At 64.2% G+C, this 17,373-nt stretch carries 13 protein-coding genes; 9 read left to right on the top strand and 4 right to left on the bottom strand.

Features of this window, described 5'->3' with window-relative positions; all coding sequences use genetic code 11:
• Positions 1-176 precede the first annotated feature (176 nt).
• From ABFC66_RS08430 to rlmJ, 6 genes are all read left to right on the top strand, one after another.
• On the top strand, positions 177-809 hold the full coding sequence (locus ABFC66_RS08430; RefSeq protein ID WP_346740505.1) for a sigma-70 family RNA polymerase sigma factor: 633 nt from the start codon (positions 177-179) through the stop codon (positions 807-809).
• Positions 806-1,456, top strand: a complete 651-nt coding sequence (locus ABFC66_RS08425; protein ID WP_346740504.1) for a ChrR family anti-sigma-E factor — start codon at positions 806-808, stop codon at positions 1,454-1,456. The genes ABFC66_RS08430 and ABFC66_RS08425 overlap by 4 nt, the downstream gene beginning before the upstream one ends.
• Positions 1,457-1,552: 96 nt before the next feature.
• A complete protein-coding gene (ppk2, locus tag ABFC66_RS08420) occupies positions 1,553-2,359 on the top strand; it encodes a polyphosphate kinase 2 (protein WP_346740503.1) in 807 nt (268 codons plus the stop codon).
• Positions 2,359-3,675 carry a DUF4010 domain-containing protein gene (locus ABFC66_RS08415; RefSeq protein WP_346740502.1) on the top strand — a complete coding sequence of 439 codons (1,317 nt, stop codon included), beginning with the start codon at positions 2,359-2,361 and terminating at the stop codon, positions 3,673-3,675. Before ppk2 ends, ABFC66_RS08415 begins: the two co-directional genes overlap by 1 nt.
• Positions 3,672-4,868, top strand: coding sequence for an MFS transporter (locus ABFC66_RS08410; protein WP_346740501.1), 1,197 nt, complete (start codon positions 3,672-3,674; stop codon positions 4,866-4,868). Before ABFC66_RS08415 ends, ABFC66_RS08410 begins: the two co-directional genes overlap by 4 nt.
• Positions 4,865-5,701, top strand: a complete 837-nt coding sequence (gene rlmJ, locus ABFC66_RS08405; protein ID WP_346740500.1) for a 23S rRNA (adenine(2030)-N(6))-methyltransferase RlmJ — start codon at positions 4,865-4,867, stop codon at positions 5,699-5,701. The genes ABFC66_RS08410 and rlmJ overlap by 4 nt, the downstream gene beginning before the upstream one ends.
• 58 nt (positions 5,702-5,759) lie before the next feature.
• Here rlmJ and ABFC66_RS08400 read toward each other — a convergent pair whose 3' ends face one another.
• The gene (locus tag ABFC66_RS08400; RefSeq protein WP_346740499.1) at positions 5,760-8,279 is read right to left on the bottom strand and encodes an esterase-like activity of phytase family protein; all 2,520 of its coding nucleotides are present in this window, start codon (positions 8,277-8,279) and stop codon (positions 5,760-5,762) included.
• 197 nt (positions 8,280-8,476) lie between these two features.
• On the opposite strand from ABFC66_RS08400, the gene ABFC66_RS08395 reads away from it, so the two are divergent.
• Positions 8,477-9,787 (top strand): MFS transporter, encoded by a 1,311-nt coding sequence (locus ABFC66_RS08395; protein WP_346740498.1) that lies wholly within the window; start codon positions 8,477-8,479, stop codon positions 9,785-9,787.
• Between the two features lie 3 nt (positions 9,788-9,790).
• Here ABFC66_RS08395 and ABFC66_RS08390 read toward each other — a convergent pair whose 3' ends face one another.
• The 3 genes from ABFC66_RS08390 to ABFC66_RS08380 form a co-directional block, all read right to left on the bottom strand.
• Complete coding sequence (locus ABFC66_RS08390; protein ID WP_346740497.1) at positions 9,791-11,398, bottom strand: pyruvate, phosphate dikinase; 1,608 nt, start codon at positions 11,396-11,398, stop codon at positions 9,791-9,793.
• Between the two features lie 3 nt (positions 11,399-11,401).
• Positions 11,402-13,318: a DUF47 family protein gene (locus ABFC66_RS08385; protein ID WP_346740496.1), complete on the bottom strand. Its 1,917-nt coding sequence runs from the start codon at positions 13,316-13,318 to the stop codon at positions 11,402-11,404.
• A 243-nt stretch (positions 13,319-13,561) separates the two neighbouring features.
• On the bottom strand, positions 13,562-14,992 hold the full coding sequence (locus ABFC66_RS08380; RefSeq protein ID WP_346740495.1) for an aldehyde dehydrogenase family protein: 1,431 nt from the start codon (positions 14,990-14,992) through the stop codon (positions 13,562-13,564).
• Positions 14,993-15,388: 396 nt separating this feature from the next.
• Here ABFC66_RS08380 and ABFC66_RS08375 point away from each other — a divergent pair, with 396 nt between their 5' ends.
• Positions 15,389-16,924 (top strand): GMC family oxidoreductase, encoded by a 1,536-nt coding sequence (locus tag ABFC66_RS08375; RefSeq protein ID WP_346740494.1) that lies wholly within the window; start codon positions 15,389-15,391, stop codon positions 16,922-16,924.
• A 2-nt stretch (positions 16,925-16,926) separates the two neighbouring features.
• On the top strand, positions 16,927-17,367 hold the full coding sequence (locus ABFC66_RS08370) for a hypothetical protein (protein WP_346740493.1): 441 nt from the start codon (positions 16,927-16,929) through the stop codon (positions 17,365-17,367).
• The last annotated feature ends 6 nt before the right edge of the window (positions 17,368-17,373 follow it).

Genomic DNA, 17,373 nt, shown 5'->3' with positions numbered 1-17,373 from the left:
ATCACGCTGTTTGCTCATCGCGCAACTCGGCATAGGATCATGGCGGAGGCGGAAGAGTGATCCGGGCTTCTCTCGCGCGCGTAGGACCAGCTATGCGGCAGCCAAGCGCCATGATCCTCGATCACACCCGTCCGATCCGTGCCCCGCGCCGGATGCAACGGAGGAAGCTTGGCCTGATGGCGCAAGACCCGCGAGGGGAGCATGACCTTTCCGGCGATCTCGAACAGGCGCAGGAAAAGCGCCCTACGGCGCTGACCGAGGCCAATCCAGCCGAAATGGCGCTCCTCGTCGAAGCGATCGCCGGGCGCCGCGACAAGACCGCCTTTGCGAGCCTCTTCGGCTATTACGCGCCACGCCTAAAATCCTATCTGCGCCGATTGCGCGCCGACGAAAAGGAAGCCGAGGATCTCGCCCAGGACGTCATGCTGACCGTTTGGCGCAAGGCCGAGCTTTTCGACCCGGCCAAGGCATCTGTCGGCACATGGATATTCACCATCGCGCGAAATCGCTTCATCGACGTCAAGCGCCGCCAGAAGAGGCCGGATTTCGACATGGAAGACCCCTCGCTCCAGCCTGAGGCGCCTCGCCCCGCAGATGCCGAAATCGCCGCCGTGCAGATCGGCGCGCGCGTCCGCGCGGCGCTGGCGGAGCTTCCGCCCGACCAGGCGCAAGTGGTGGCGCTCTCATTCATCGAGGCGCTTCCCCATTCCGAAATCGCCGCGCGGCTTTCGATCCCGCTCGGTACCGTCAAATCGCGGCTGAGGCTCGCCTTCGCCCGCCTGCGTCCGGCGCTGGAGGACATGCTATGAGCATCACGCATCCTCTCGGCGACGAATGGATCGCGGCCTATGCGGCGGGGAGCCTGTCGGAAGGCCAGTCGGTTTTCGTCGCCTCGCATCTGAGCCTCCTGCCGGATGCACGAAAGACAGTGTCCGCTGCCGAGGCCGTGGGCGGAGCGCTGCTCGAAGACCTCGCGCCGGATGTCATGGCGCCCGACGCGCTCGCCCGCACGCTCGCCCTTCTGGACGAGCCCGTCGCCGAAGCCCCTCGTCCCGCCCCGCGGAAGCGCGACGCCATCCTGCCCGCGCCACTCCATGACTGGCTCGACCGCGATCTCGACGCGCTCAAATGGGGCCTGCTCGGGCCGGGCATGCGCAAGGCCATGCTCTGGCGCGGCGAAAACGCCGAACGACTGTGGATGCTGCGCGCCCAACCGGGGGTCCGGATTCCCCGCCACGGCCATAGCGGCGCCGAAATGACGCTCGTCCTCAAGGGCAGCTTCAGCGATCGCTTCGGCACATTCCGGCGCGGCGATGTCGAGGTGACGGGCGTAGACGACCTGCACGGGCTCACGGTCGGCACGGAGGAAGAGTGCATCTGCCTCGCCCTCGCCGAGGGACCGATCCGCTTCGAGGGGTTGATCCCGCGGCTGCTTCAGCCCTTCATCGGCCTCTGAACGGCCCCCGCGACTCTCCCGGACCCGAGGTCGCGGCTTCATAAGGGAGCGCGAAAGGGTTAATCTCCGGGAAAGCCGAGCCACCCGGGAGCGTCCATGTCCACCAAGGGCCACAAGAGAAGTCGCGTCGCCGACGACGAAAATGGCGGCAATGGCCAGTACAAGAAGGACTTGTACGAGTTGCAGGTGGAGCTGGTGAAGCTTCACAAGGACATCATCGCGAACAATCGCAAGTTCCTCGTCATCCTCGAGGGCCGCGACGCCGCCGGCAAGGACGGGACGATCAAGCGCCTCACGGAACATCTGAGCCCTCGCGAAGCGCGCATTGTCGCCCTCGGCAAGCCGTCGGATCGCGAGACCTCGCAATGGTATTTCCAGCGCTATTCGCGCTATCTACCGGCGGCGCAGGAAATCGTCTTCTTCAACCGAAGCTGGTACAACCGGGCAGGCGTCGAGCCCGTGATGGGGTATTGCTCGGACGCGGAGCACGAGGAATTTCTCTCCACCGTGCCCGCCTTCGAGGAAATGCTCATCGGTGCGGGCATCACGCTCTACAAGTATTATCTCGACATTACGCGCGATGAACAGAAGAAGCGGCTGGCCGACCGGCGCAAGGACCCGCTGAAGCAGTGGAAGCTTTCGCCTGTGGACAATGCCGCGATGAAGCATTGGTCGGATTACAGCAAGGCGCGCGACGTCATGTTTGCGCGCACGCATACGCTGCACGCCCCCTGGCATATCGTCTGCGCAAACGACAAGCGCGAGGCAAGGCTTAACGTCATCCGCGACATGCTCAACCGCACCGACTACGAAGGCAAGAAGCAGAAGCTGACGATCCCCGACACAGGCATCGTCTTCCCCTTCGATCCCGCGCACCTCAAAACCAACCGGATCGCGAAGTGATGCCAACCTTCTCCTTTCCGGCGATCGACCCGGAACGCTTTGCCGTCCTCATCGCGCTCGGCTTTTTCCTCGGCCTCGCCTTCGAGGAATATTTTGCGAAAAGCCACATCAAGCCGCCGGGCGGCGTCAGGACCTTTCCGCTGCTTTCGCTCACCGGCGCGCTGCTCTATGCGCTGGAGCCGGAGCACGGACTACTGTTTCTGGGCGGTCTCGCCATTCTGGGCACCTGGCTTTCCATCTATTACCGGGAACGTCTGACGCATCAGCTCACCGAAACCAGCGAGCCCGATGAAATCCCGACGCGGCTCGATGCCGGCATCATGGCGCCGACGGGCAACATCCTCGCCTTCCTTCTCGGGCCGATCACGCTCGCCGCGCCGCTCTGGATCGCTGTCAGCGTCGCCGTTGCGGCGGTACTCTTCACCGGCGCGCGCGAAAGGCTCCACGCGCTTGCCGCGAAGCTCGGCCCCGAGGAACTCAGCACACTTGGAAAATTCCTGATCGTCACCGGCATCATCCTGCCGCTCGTGCCGCATGAGCCGATGACGACGCTCACCGACATCACGCCATATGAAGTCTGGCTCGCCGTTGTTGCCGTCTCGACGCTCTCCTATGCGAGCTATCTGATGCAGCGCTTCGTCGCGCCGCGTCATGGCGTCCTCATCTCGGCGGCGCTTGGCGGCCTCTACTCATCGACGGCGACCACGGTCGTGCTGTCGCGCCGCGCCCACGCGAGCACGGCCGCGCCCGCGCGCACGCAATCCGCGATCGTGCTGGCCACCGCCATCATGTTCCTGCGCATCATCACGGTCGTCGGCATCTTCAGCATGCCGCTCGCGCTGCAACTCCTGCCTTCCATCGCCGTTCTTTGCGCCGGCGGATTGCTCATAAGCGGCGCGCTCATGTGGTTCGCGCCGAGAACTGCCAATGATGCGCCGGAGGCCACGACGCCGACCAATCCGCTCGAACTCTCGACCGCCATCATCTTCGCGATCCTCTTCATCGCGCTGTCTATCGCCGTGACATGGGCGAAGGCACGCTATGGCGAGAGCGGCATCTTCGCCCTCGGTCTTCTGGCCGGGTTCACCGATGTCGATCCCTTCGTCCTGAACATTGCACAGGGCGCTGCGCGCGCCATCGACGTCAACGTCGCGGGTCCCGCCATTCTCGTCGCCGCCTCGGCCAATAATCTGTTGAAGGGCGGCTACACGCTCGCCTTCGCAGGCCGCACCAACGGGCTCAAGCCGGCGCTTGCGCTCTTCGCGCTCGCAGCCGCAGGTTTCCTCGTCGCCTTCCGCACGCTCGGATGGATATGATGGACGGCTCGCGACCGGCGCAACCGCGCAGGGGTGGCCTGCCTGCGAGCATCTGGGCGCTCGGCATCGTCAGCCTGTTCATGGACATGTCGTCCGAACTCGTTCACGCCCTGCTCCCCGTCTTTCTCGTCTCGGGACTCGGCGCGAGCATGGTCGCGGTCGGCTTCATCGAGGGCGCGGCGGAGGCGACCGCCTCCATCACAAAGGTCTTTTCAGGGGTCATCAGCGACTGGATCGGCAAGCGCAAGCTTCTGACCGTGGTGGGCTACGGGCTCGCGGCATTGACGAAGCCGCTCTTTCCACTGGCAACGACGGTCGATGCCGTTTTCGCCGCGCGCTTCATCGACCGCATCGGCAAGGGCATACGCGGCGCGCCGCGCGATGCGCTGATCGCCGACATCGTTTCGCCCGAGCAGCGCGGCGCGGCCTATGGGCTTCGGCAGGCGCTCGACACGGCAGGCGCGGTGGCGGGGCCGCTGCTTGCCGTTCTTTTCATGTGGCTGCTCGCCGACAACATCAGGGCCGTTTTCTGGGTGGCGACGGTGCCCGCCATCGTCGCCGTTCTCGTGCTCATCTTCGCGGTGCGCGAGCCTGAACATCACGACGGGAAAGCCAAGGCGCCTTTCCGGCTTGCAGACCTCCGCGAACTCGACAGGCACTATTGGGGTGTCGTGGCAGTCGCCGGCGTGCTGACGCTTGCCCGCTTCTCGGAAGCCTTTCTGGTGCTCCGCGCACAGTCCTCGGGCCTTGCCATCGCCTATGTGCCTCTCGTCATGGTGGTGATGAGCGGCGTCTATACGCTGGCGGCCTATCCGGCGGGGCTGCTCGCCGACAGGCTCGACCGGCGCTCGCTCCTCGCGCTTGGCTTCGCAGTCCTCATCGCCGCCGATATCGTGCTCGCAGAAGGCACGACGCCCATCATCGTCTTTGCTGGCGTGGCGCTCTGGGGCCTCCATATGGGCCTCACGCAAGGACTTCTCTCGACGCTGGTGGCCGATGCCGCGCCGTCCGCGCTTCGAGGCAGCGCCTTCGGCATTTTCAATCTCATCTGCGGCGGCGTCCTTCTGGCCGCCAGCGCCATTGCCGGAATGCTCTGGCAGGGCTATGGACCTGCGGCGACATTTTATGTGGGCGCGATCATCACGGCCGGCGGCCTCGCCGGTCTTCTCGTCGTCAGGAGCAGGTCCGCTTGAACTACCGTCACGCCTATCACGCCGGAAACTTCGCCGATGTGATGAAGCATTCCGCGCTCGCACTGGTCATCGAGCACATGAAGCAGAAGGAGAAGCCCTTCTTCCTGCTCGACACGCATGCCGGCACGGGCCTCACCGACCTTCACGGCGAAGAGGCGCAAAAGACGGGCGAATTTCATGACGGCATCGCGCGCATCATGGCGGAAGCGGCGCCCCATCCCGCGCTCACGCCCTATCTCGCGGCACTCACGCGGCTCGGCTGCATCGGCCCCTCCCCCTCGTCCTATCCGGGCTCGCCCCTCATCGCGCGCGAACTCGCGCGGGACGGCGACCGCTTCGCCTTTTGCGAGCTGCACCCGGACGACGCGGCGAGCCTCAAGGCGCTTTTCAGCCGCGACCCGCAGGTCAGCGTTCACGAAATGAACGGCTACACGGCGCTGAAGGCGATGCTGCCTCCGAAGGAACGCCGCGGCCTCGTCCTCATCGATCCGCCTTTCGAGGCGCGCAACGAATTCGACGTGCTGCTCGAAGGTCTCGACGATGCGACGGCACGATGGGCGACGGGCACCTATCTCATCTGGTACCCGGTAAAGGACCCCAGCGTCTCCGGCGCATTCCTCGACGCGCTCGAACGGAGCGGCCCCGCCAAGACACTGATGGCCGAACTCTATATCCGCGCCGTCGATCCGGCGCGCATGTCGGGCTGCGGCCTCGTCATCGTCAATCCGCCCTGGACGCTGAAAGACACGCTCGCCGATCTTTATGGCTGGCTCGCGGAAAGACTCGCGCAAGGCCCAGGCGCGCGGGCCCGGGTCGAATGGCTGAAGCCTTGAGATAAAGAAAAGGCCCGCCGCGTTTCCGCGGCGGGCCAACTCATTTCAGCGGCAAAGATCAGAACGCGACGTTCAGACCGGCCGAGAGAAGGCTTGCAACGCCGCCTTCCTTGCCAATGCGCGCGTCATAGCCAAGGAACCAGCCGACCGGCTGTCCCTTGCCGATGCTGCCCTGTGCGCCGACGCCGAGGCGCACATCGTCCTCGTTCTGCGTCGGAACCGTAACCGACGCGCCGCCGAGGCCCCCGGCCACGCTCGCCAGAGCGAGATTGACCTTGTCCGAGGTCTTGTTGAGCACGAAGTCGTAAGCCGCATGGCCCGTCAGCGTCACATCGTCGAAGGGAACGATGACTTCGCCGCCGAGACCGAGCGTCGTCTGATCGACCGAACGGTCGGCATAGGCGACATTGCCACCAGCCGCGCCATGTTCGGTATAACCGTCGATGTCAGCCTTGAGGTAGCTCAGCGAGGCGACCGGACCGAGCTTCGTCATGCCGCCAACGCCGACCATATAGCCGACTTCGCCGTAAAGACTATGCGCGGTGCCGCCAGTGTCGCCCGTCGCCGTGAGGCCATAAGCCGCCGGACGCTCGATCTTGTTGAAGTCGATCCAGGGCAGGTAGGTGTAAGCCGCCGAGGCGAAGAAGCTGCCCGTGTCGTAGGTGCCGTAGAGGCCGAGCGAGACTGAGCGCGACTCGGTGCGGAAGCCGTCATAAGGCTCCATGTGGCCGCCGCCGAAGCCGACCGCGCCGCCGACGACAACGCCGCCGCCGAGATTGGCATCAACGCCCGCCGTGCCGCGCAGATCCTCGACATGGTTCACATAGTCATGGTGACGGTCGTCCGAATTGTAGAAGCCCGCGCCCCAGAAATTGAGGGCACCGATCGTACCGCCGCTCGCCGCCGCGCCCCGCAGAACGCCGAGACGGTTCTGAACCGAGGTGAGGGCCTCTTCCGCCGCCGAGATGCCGGCGTCGCCAACCATCGTCGTCGTCGCCGCGCCTTCCGTGACCATGTAGCTGTAGAAGAGCGGATCGACGGCCGTCGGCAAGGTCACATGATAGACGAGGATCATGTTGTCGTTGTCGTAGGAGGATGAGCAGTCCGCGCCGCTCATCGTGCAGGTCGTCGAGACATAGTCATTGTCGTTCGACACGAAGAGCAGGAAATCTTGCGGGTTCTCCTCGTCGAGCGTGGGCATCAGCGACATGCCCTCCCACTTTTCCGACATCGAGAGCGGATTTGTCGAACTTGCAGTCGAAGTGGTGAGCCCGAAGGTCGCAAGCTGCGTCGGGTTCAGCATATTGATGAGTTCGGTTTGGGAAACCGGCGTGATCGACGGATCGAGCACGACGCTGCCGCTGACCAGCGTATCGATCGGCGTAGTGCCGGTCTCATAGACGGTGCCCGCCAGGTTGGTCGCGCCGCGAATGTCGACGAGAAGGACGCTGCGATAGACGAGCTGCGAGGTCGAATCGGTACCGAGACCGGCTCCGCCGTCGCGAGACAGGGTCAGGAACTGGTAGTCGTTGATGGCGAGGATTTCGCTCTGCGCCGCGGTGCGGTTCACCGTCCCGCCCGTCCCCCCGGACGTATAGGTGGGAAGTTGCAGGACATAATGCCCCGTCGGATTCTCCGGCGTCGCATTGCCGGAAATGTCATAGACGAGAACGCGCGTGTTGGTGCGGTTCGCCTGGTTCGAGTTTGCGGTGTCCTGCACGGTCGCACTCTGCAGCACGGCAATGAGGTATTTGCCGTCCGGCGTCGTCGAGAGCCCCTCAAGACCCTGGTTGTTGCGGCGACCCGTGTTCGGCGCGGCGAGTGAGTTGTAGTTGATAACGCCCGCCGTATGGGGGAGCAGCGCCTCCGGCGGCTGGATCACGCCTTGAAGACGGCCATCCTTGTCGAAGTAATAGATGCTCACCGCATATTCGTCGGAAATGTAAAAGCTGCCATCGGCGAGGAAAACCACGGCTTCCGCGTCGAGCGAAACCTTGCCCGCGCCGTCGCCCGAGGCCGGGCTCGGCAACAGGAAGCCATTTTCGACAATCGTGCCAGTTCCCGGATCCCAACCGGTGAAGGGGCTGCCGTTGAAATCGGTGAGCAGAATGCCACCGGTCTGTTCATAGATGAGCTGGTTCTGCGAACTGGTCGAGGCCGGAAGATCGGCACCCGAATAGGGCGTGAAGGTCGCGTCGAAGGCGTTGAGGCGCGCAGCATAATCATAGAACAGGCTGACCGACGGATCGTTGCGGCCACGGTCGGGCAGTGTGTACATCGAGAAGGAGTAATTGCCGCTGGAGTCGACCCGCCAGGTCGAGCGGTCGATGGCCATGCCGGAGAACGAGCCGAGCGTATCGCCCAGGAAATCCACCGTCTGAGCGGAAAGCCGGCCCGTGCCCACAAGGCCCCGGCTCGTGAAGGTAATGCCGCCCAGCGTCGTCGTCTCCGCGACACCGCTCGGCGTCGTGTCGATATGCGGCGTGGTGTAGGAAGAAGCCGCGGCGAGCGCGGGATGCGCAGCAAGCACGGCAAGACTGGCGGCCGCGAACAAGGCGCGGCGAACGAAAGGTCGCATGAAAGCCCCTATGGTGAAAAAACCGTTCCCATAGCCTTCATGCCCAGATCACATTACAGCGGAGCAATGTGTTGGTAACAATTCAGCGAATGATTTTTGACACCGCTGTTACAAAACGGAGTGGCCGCTTTCAGATATGGCGACTGTCAAGACGCCTCCCGGTCACATAAAAGAGGCCCGCAAGGAGGAGCTGGGTGATGAACGACGGGCAGAGCGTTGCGCAAGCGGGCACTTCCGATGCGCGGCTTGCAGCGGAAGTGGCTTATCACGCTGAGGTCGAAAAGAACCTCAAGCGCAACTTTGCCGCCAATCTCGCCCATGGCCTTCTCGGCCAGACCGGGTTCCGCCTCGTCACCGCGCCGACCTTCGTTCCGGCCTATATCTATCTTCTCTCGGGCTCCGAATTCGCGGTCGGCCTCGCGCTCGCCTCGCAATGGCTCGGCAACGCGCTCTCCTCGACGCTTGGGGCGACGCTGGTCGAGCACAGGCGGCGCGTGCTCTCAATGGGCCTGCTGGTCGGCTGGGGCATGCGGGGCGGCGTGCTCGGTCTGGCGCTCAGCGGCTATTTCCTGCCCGACCATTGGGCGCTGATCTTCGCCTGCGTCTTCCTCTGCATGTTCGGTCTTTTCAACGGCGTGCAGTCCGTGATCTTCCAGATCCTGCTCGCCAAGGTGATCCCGCTCAGGCTCCGCGGACGGCTCACCGGCTTTCGCAATTTCGCGGCAGGTCTCACCGCTTCGGGTGTCGCCTATCTGGGCGGCAAGTATTTCGTCGAGGCGCATGCGCTCGGCAACGGCTACGCCACGACCTTCCTCGTTGCCTTCATACTGACGTCGATCGGCCTTTCGACGCTCATGTTCGTGCGCGAACCGGAATCGCCCGAGGTGCGCGCCCGAACGAGCTTCGCGCTGCGCATGCGCGAGATTCCCAATCTGCTGCGCGAGGATAAGGAACTCACACATTTCTATATTGCGTCGGCGCTCGCGGCCCTCGGCACGCTCGCCGTTCCCTTCTATGTCCTTTATGCGGGCCGCTCCATCGGCCTGTCCGGCACGACGCTCGGCATACTCTCGACCGCCTTCCTGCTTTCGCAAACGGGCGCGAACCTCATCTGGGGCGCGCTCGCCGACCGCGCGGGCAACCGCATCGTCTTCCTTCTGTCGGTCGGACTCTGGGCCATCTCGACCGTCACGCTGATGACGGTGGATCAGCTCTGGCCGCTGGTCGTCGTATTTGCGGGGCTTGGCGCAGGTCAGGCGGGCTTTCAGAACAGCACGCAGAACATGATCCTAGAGTTCGGCGTGCGCGAGGATCTCGCCATGCGCATCGCCATCATGAATACGGCAACCTCGGCGATGAACGCGCTCGGCCCGCTTCTCGGCGGCCTGATCGCGCATGGCTCGTCATTCACCACCGTCTTCGTCATCTCGACACTGACGCTGGCGCTGTCCTTCGGCATCGTGCTCGGCTTCGTGAAGGAGCCGAGACAGCGCGGCCTTTTCCGCTGATCCTCACGCCACGGCGGCGGATCGCCGCCAGTTCTCGACCTCCGCGAGAGCCGCCTCGGGCCGCTCGCGAACGACGGAGAGGCTACCGGCAAAAATGCGTCCGGAGTCGCCGTCGAGCGTCAATTCGTCACCCTCGCGGAACTCTCTGCCGCCGATCGTGCAGGAACCCTTCTCGGGCAGGATGCGCAGCGCCGAACAGCCGACGAGGCAGACCTTGCCGAGTTGCCGCGCCACCACCGCCGCATGCGAGGTGCGCCCGCCCGCCGCGGTGAGCACGCCTTCGGCGGCCGCGATGCCCTCGATATCGCCAGTCGAAATGTCGTCGCGGACGAGAATGGCGCGCTTGCCCTCGGCCGCGAATTCCGCAGCGCGCTTCGGATCGAAGGCGATGCGCCCAACGGCGGTGCCGATGCTGGCAGGAACCGCCTCTGCGAGCGGCGAGACATCGTCACCCGCAAGGCGAAGACGCTCCAGCCTGTCGAGATCGACGCCATCAAGCCGCTTCAGCGCATCCGCCGGCGTGATCAGGCCCTCATGCACCATGTCGACTGCCATGCGCAACGCCGCCCACGGCATGCGCTTGCCGTTTCGCGTCTGAAGAAGATAGAGCCGCCCCTCCTCGACGGTGAACTCGAAGTCCTGCATGTCGCGGAACTCGGCCTCGAGCGCATCCTTCATACGCATGAGCTCATCCGCGACAGCGGGAAGGCGCTGCGGCAGGCGTTCGGTATCGTGGACCGCGTGGCGCCCCGATACGACATCCTCCCCTTGCGCGTTGAACAGGAAATCGAGATAGGGCTGCTTCTCCCCCGTCGCCGGATCGCGCGTGAAGCCGACGCCCGCGCCGGATGTCGCGCCCATATTGCCGAACACCATGGCCTGCACGGTGACGGCTGTTCCCATATGTTCGCCGATGCCATTGAGCGCGCGGTAGCGTTTCGCCTTGTCGCTCGTCCATGAGCGGAAGACCGCCTCGACCGCCGAGACAAGCTGCTCCATGGGGTCCTGCGGAAAGGGCTCTCCGGTCAAGGCGAGCGAAAGCGACAGAGATTCCTGTGCGATTGCGGCCAGCGCGCGGCTGTCGAGATCGCGCGTGCTGACAAGCCCCTCCTCCGTCGCGCGTGCTTCCGCCAGCGCCTCGAACGGGGCGGCGTCCGCCTCCCTGACGACTTCCGTGAAGTCGCGCACGAGGCGGCGATAGCTATCCTGAACCTGTCGCGGATTGCCCGTCATGCGCAGGAAACCCCGCACCGTCTGGTCGTTGAGACCGATATTGAGCACCGTTTCCATCATGCCCGGCATGGAAACGGGCGCGCCCGACCGCACGGACACAAAAAGCGGTCGCCGCCTGCCGCCGAAGGTCCGGCCCGTGGCGCCCTCAAGTTCACGCAATCCCCGGGCAAGAAGTTCGCGCGTCCCGCCTGGAAGTTCGCCACGCGCGAGATATGTCCGGCAGATATCCGTCCCCAGCACGAAGGCCGGCGGCACGTTGAGCCCCAATCGCACCAGCCGCATGAGCCCATAGGCCTTCGACCCCATAGTGTCGGCATTCGCCGAAGCAGGCACGGGCATTCCAGGCAGGATGAAGAACAGATGCTTGTCGAGGGACATCGGCTACCCGGCCATGACATCGTTGACGAGATGATCACGCAGTTTGAGCGCGGTCCGCAGCATCGCATCGGCTGCCTCTTCGAGGAGACGGGCCAGCGTTCCGACGAGTTCGAGCACGCGAAAATCCGGCGCTCGCATCAGCAAGAGGCCGCGTGCCTCGCGCTCGATCCGGTCCGTCTCATGCTCGATGCGCGTGAGGCGATCGACAGTCTGAAGAAAATCGTCGAAGTCCTCGCGCGCGCCATCGCGGCGCACCTGCCCCGCGGCCTCGAACATCTTCACCATTTCCTCCGCCCCTTCGACGAGCAGATCGGCCAGCCGCGCGACAGGCACCAGAAGCTCGGGCGAAGTGTCGAGCTTCGGCAAGAAGGACGCCACAAAAGCCGCCTCCTCCAGCGCATCGGCAGCATCATCCGCCTCATGCAGAAGGTCGCGATAGACTTCAGGCTTGTGCATGCGGCGCACCAGAGAGCGCACGCGGCTGACCAGCGCATCGGCTTCCTGCTCCCAGTGCTGCGCACGCGTGGCAGCCGCATCGAGATCGGCACGCCTCTCACTGAAGGTGAGCAGACCGTCGCGAATGCCCGTTGCCAGCTCGAAGACGAGCCCGGCATGAGCAGACGCAAGCGATAGCAGGCTCTCCTGAGCACCGTGAAAGCGGCGAACCAGCTCGGTCTTCACTTCATCGCGAATGAAGCGCTCCGAGCGTCCCTGCGCCAATCCCTCGGTGGAGAGACGAAGGACGAACTTCATGTAATCGAGCGCCTGTTCAGCGCCCAGCGCCTCATGAAGCTTCTCGCCATAGCGGAGCGCCTGCTGCGCGAACTCGATCGCGTCGTAGAGAAGCCGCTCGCCACCGAGCTTCAGAAAGCCACGATGGCCGATATTGTTTTCCGCCGCCCATTTGAGCAGACGGATGCCATCATGCTTGGGCAGAAATTCGCGCAGAAGCTTGCGCGTATGGTTCCAGTCGATCAGGAAGACGATGCGCGAACCGAGAAAGCTCAGATAGCGTTCCAGCGCGGCCCGATCCGGCGCATCGTAATAGCCGACGCAGAGATAATAATTTTCCTTGCCGTTGACCTGCTCGCCCTGGCGCGTGCGCGTGTCGTCCCAGCGAACGCCGAACGGCTTGAAAAGACTCTGGAAGAAAGCCGCTCGCTGGGTGTGGATGTCGGTATAGGTCAGCGTGACGCTCATGTCCTCGACATGAATGACGAGGACATGCGCATCATTCGTGCCGATGTCGTTCTGAATGACGAGCTTGCCCGCCGCACGCGTCGCAGTGGTGCCAAGACCCGGATGGTCGAACTTGAGTGGCGCAGTCTCGTTGAGTCCGCGCATGAACGCCGCAACGAGCGGGCGATCCGCATCCTCGATGCGCCAGACACGGGCGCCGTCGATGCTCTCTTCCGACAATTCGCCCTGAAGCGCATTGAGCGCCTTGTGAAGATCCATGACGAGAATGTGGAGACTGTCGCCCCGCGCACGATCTGCGGAGGTGATGGCGTCGACGATACCGTGTGGAACCCGATCATCGGAAAAGACCGGCAGGGCGACCGAGAGCGCCGTCTCGCGCGATGCAAGTTCTTCGCATGACTGGACACCTGCAAGCGCCAAAGGCGCCCGCATGGTCGCGATACCATCGAGAATGGACTGACGCATGATGGCAGCGCCCGGGAGATAGAGGGTGCCATCCGTCTCGCGCCCCACATCCGCAAGCGCCCGGTCGAGAGTGCCGTCGGTGAGGCCCGCCGCGCGGCGCTCGGCGGAAAGATCGGGCCCGGGGCCCTCTGGCCGATCTGCGCGGCGCTCCGCCGTTTGCAGCAGCGTTAGCAGAAACTTCACGCCATCATTGGCCGCAAGCGCCTTGGAAAGCAGGTCCGGCAGGAGCAGCGCCCGCTCACCAAGCTCATCCACTATCAGACTTTTCGTGGGCACGAGCGGAGCCCTCTCTGTTCAGGGGAGAAGCGCCATCAATATCGGCGTCGGAGCCGCCTCGATCTCTCTCAACCTCGGCGCCACCTTCGCTAGAGCTAAAGCGGCAACATGACGATGCGGTGACAAAGCCCGCCCGGTACCTCCGGCCAATTGCCGCAGGAGCCAAAGAAAAACCGGCGCCCTTGCGGGCGCCGGCTTCACATCTCGTTCCCGAACAGGAAATCAGGCGGCGCTGTAGCCGAGGACGGCCTTCACCTCGAGGAACTCCTCGAAGCCGAACTCGCCCCACTCGCGGCCGATACCCGACTGCTTGTAGCCGCCGAAGGGCGCGTTGAGGTCCGGGCCGGCGCCATTCAGATGGACATTGCCGGTGCGGAGCTGCGAGGCGACCTTGCGGGCATGCTCGACCGAGCCCGACTGCACATAGCCCGACAGGCCATAGACCGTGTCGTTGGCAATGCGGATCGCATCTTCCTCGTCCTTGTAGGGCAGGATCGTGAGGACCGGGCCGAAAATCTCTTCGCGCGCGATCGTCATGTCGTTGGTGACGTTGGCGAAGACAGTCGGACGAACGAAGTAGCCCTTGTTCACGCCTTCCGGACGGCCGAGACCGCCGGCGACGAGCGTCGCGCCTTCCTCGATGCCCTTCTGGATGAGGCCCTGAATCTTGTTGTACTGCACTTCCGAAACGACCGGACCGATCGTGGTGCCTTCGGCCAGCGGATCGCCCGCCTTCACGGTCGCCGCCGTCGCACGGGCGATCTCGATCACTTCGTCCTGACGCGCGGCCGGAACGAGCATGCGCGAGGGCGCGTTGCAGGACTGACCGGAGTTCGACATCATCGTGTAGATGCCGCCGGCGACAGCCTTGCCGAGGTCGGCATCGTCGAGAACGATGTTGGCCGACTTGCCGCCGAGTTCGAGCGCAACGCGCTTGACCGTGTCGGCAGCAGCCTTCGAAACGAGGATGCCCGCACGGGTCGAACCGGTGAAGGACACCATATCGACATCGGGATGGGCCGAGAGCGGCGCGCCGACATCAACGCCATCGCCATTGACGAGGTTGAAGACGCCCGCCGGGACGCCCGCCTCATGCAGCACTTCAGCGAAGAGATAGGCGTTGATCGGGGCAACTTCCGACGGCTTCAGAACCATCGTGCAGCCGACGGCGAGCGCCGGCGCAACCTTGCAGGCGATCTGGTTGATCGGCCAGTTCCAGGGCGTGATGAAACCGCAGACGCCGACAGGCTCGCGCACGATGCGCGTCGTGCCCTTGTCATGCTCGAACTCGTATTTCTTCAGGAGTTCGAGGTTCGTGTTGAGATGCGCGATGCCCATCGCGGCCTGCGCGACCTGCGCGAGCTTCACCGGCGCGCCCATTTCGGCGGTGATCGCCGCGGCGATATCGGCATAACGCTTCTGATAGACGGCGATGATCGACTGCAGAAGCTCGATACGCTCCTGACGCGACGTGGCCGAGAATTTCGGGAAGGCGGCCTTGGCGGCGGCGACGGCCTTGTCGACATCGCCCTTGCTGCCCATGCTGATCTTGCCGATCGACTCTTCGGTCGCCGGGTTGATGACGTCGAGCGTCTTCGGCTTTACCGGGTCGACCCACTGGCCATTGATGTAGAATTTCAGGTAATCGGTCATTGTCGTCCTCCTTGTGATGGCGTTCCCAAGCCCGGTGCCTTGCGGCCTCGCCGCCCGGATCGAGGGCGATTCTCAACGAGGTCGTCGGCGCGGGCAGCCCTGCCAAGGGGCCTGCCCTACCAGCCGGGAGGGGGTTTTTCTTTGGGGAGAAACCTGACACAGAGCCTCAAGCCCGGTCCAGTCCAAATCGCCTCGCAAACCGGCGATTTCGCGGCGGCACCCTGCGCAAATACCCACACCCTGCCGCTGGAATTCCGTCCTTCGGTCGTAAAATTGACACGTGCGGAAAAGATAGGAAACTAGACCGCAGATCAGCCATTGGCGCGCCGACCTGCGAGAGCCGAATGGACGGTCCCCGAGGGGGCCACCAATGCTAACGCTGAAAGGGACGAGTAGATGTTCATCGATGGCCGCAACGTCCCCGACGGCACCATCGTCGAGGCCGAAATCGCCATCATCGGAGCGGGCGCGGCCGGCATTTCGATCGCCCGCGCGCTACGGAACATGGATGCGCGCGTCGTTCTCATCGAGAGCGGCGGCTTCGACTTCGACCCCGACACACAGGAACTCTATTCCGGCGAAAGCGTGGGCGTTCCCTATACGCTCGACACGTCGCGGCTTCGCTATTTCGGCGGCTCGACCAATCATTGGGGCGGCTGGTGCCGGCCCCTCGAACCCATCGACTTCGAACAGCGCGACTGGGTGCCCCATTCCGGCTGGCCGATCACGCGCGCCGATCTCGACCCCTACTATGTGAAAGCCAACGAAATCTGCCAGGCCGGCCCCTTCATCTATGACGATCCGGTCGCATTTTCGGAAGGCGGCAAATACAAGCCGATCGACCTCGGCAAAGACGTCATAACGCGCTGGTTCGAATACAGCCCCCCCACCCGCTTCGGCTGGACCTATCGTCAGGATATCGAGAAGGCCTCGAACATCAGGACCTATCTCAACTCCAACGTGATGGAGATCGTGCCCAATGCCGAGGCGACGAAGGTGGAGCGGCTGCGCATCGGCACGCTGACGGGCCGCCGCTTCGAGGTGCATCCGCAAACGGTCATCCTCGCGACCGGCGGCATCGAGAATGCGCGCATGCTGCTTCTTTCGAACAGCGTCGAGAAGGCGGGGCTCGGCAACAGCCGCGGTCTCGTCGGGCGCTATTTCATGGAGCACCCGCATATCGAGCGGCCCTGCGAAATCATGGTCACCGACCCGTCGTTCGTTGCGCCCTATTACCAGACCTATACGAAGTCCGCGGGCGCAAGCATCCGCGGCGTCTTCATGTTCACGGCGGACTATCTGCGCAAGAACCGGCGCCTCGGCACGGTCATGACTTTCTACCGGCAAAAGGAGATCCGCACCGATATCGAGGTGGAGGAGAAAGACGTCGAGACCGCGCGCGATATCGAGCCGGGCCTGGCGCAGCTCATCCGCTCGACCAGTTCGATGGCCGATGCGAGCCCGCTGCTCGCCGTGCGTTACGGCACGGGCTGCGCAACAGAGCAGGCGCCAAACCCGGACAGCCGCGTCATGCTTTCCACGGAAAAGGACGCGCTCGGTCTCAACCGCACCAGGATCGACTGGCGCCTCTCGTCGAGCGACCGCGCCAATCTTCGCCACAACATCGAAGCCCTTGCCCGCGCCTTTGGCGCCTGGGGCGAAGGCCGCGTGCGCATTCGCCTGCCCGACCGCGACAAGTGGGACGAGGCCGAAGGCTGGGGCAACCATCACATGGGCACGACCCGCATGGCCGCCGATCCGCGCAAGGGCGTCGTCGACGCGGACTGCAAGGTTCACGGCGTCGACAATCTCTATGTCGCGGGAAGCTCCGTCTTCACAACCTCAGCGACAGTCAATCCGACGCTCACCATCGTCGCCCTGGCGCTGCGTCTCGCCGATCACGTCCAGACGCGCTATGTGAGGGGAGTTTGACGATGTCGAACACCATCTCACGCCGTCAGCTCATCGTCCTTGCCGGCGCAGGCCTCGCGGCCGCAGCGCTGCCCGCAGCGCTGCCCCTGCTCGACCGCGAACGCCAGACGCTGGCCGAGGAACTCATTGCAACGCTCGCCGATCCGGCACGGGCCGCCGAGATCGGAAGGCAATGGATGGTTTCGACGGAACGCGGCGGTAACGCCTCCATTTTCGCGCAGAAAATCGCCAAGCGGCTGCGCTCGCATGGCTGGCGTCCCGGTGACCCGACTGACGTCACTCGCACCGCGATCGGCGCGCGGGTACGCGACGAATTCCGGCATGACGACATGGTCGAGATATCAGGCTGGCAGATATCCCGCACCGAGGCTGAGCTTTGCGCCCTCGCCGCCGCGAGCCTCGGCACCGCGCCCGCCGAAGTCGAGCAGCCAAGCCAGGGCTGATCGCGC

The organism is Parvibaculum sp., from assembly GCF_039680535.1.
GTDB lineage: Bacteria > Pseudomonadota > Alphaproteobacteria > Parvibaculales > Parvibaculaceae > Parvibaculum.
Note: the sequence above shows the minus strand (reverse complement) of the source record. Positions and strands in the feature narration are given on the sequence as shown.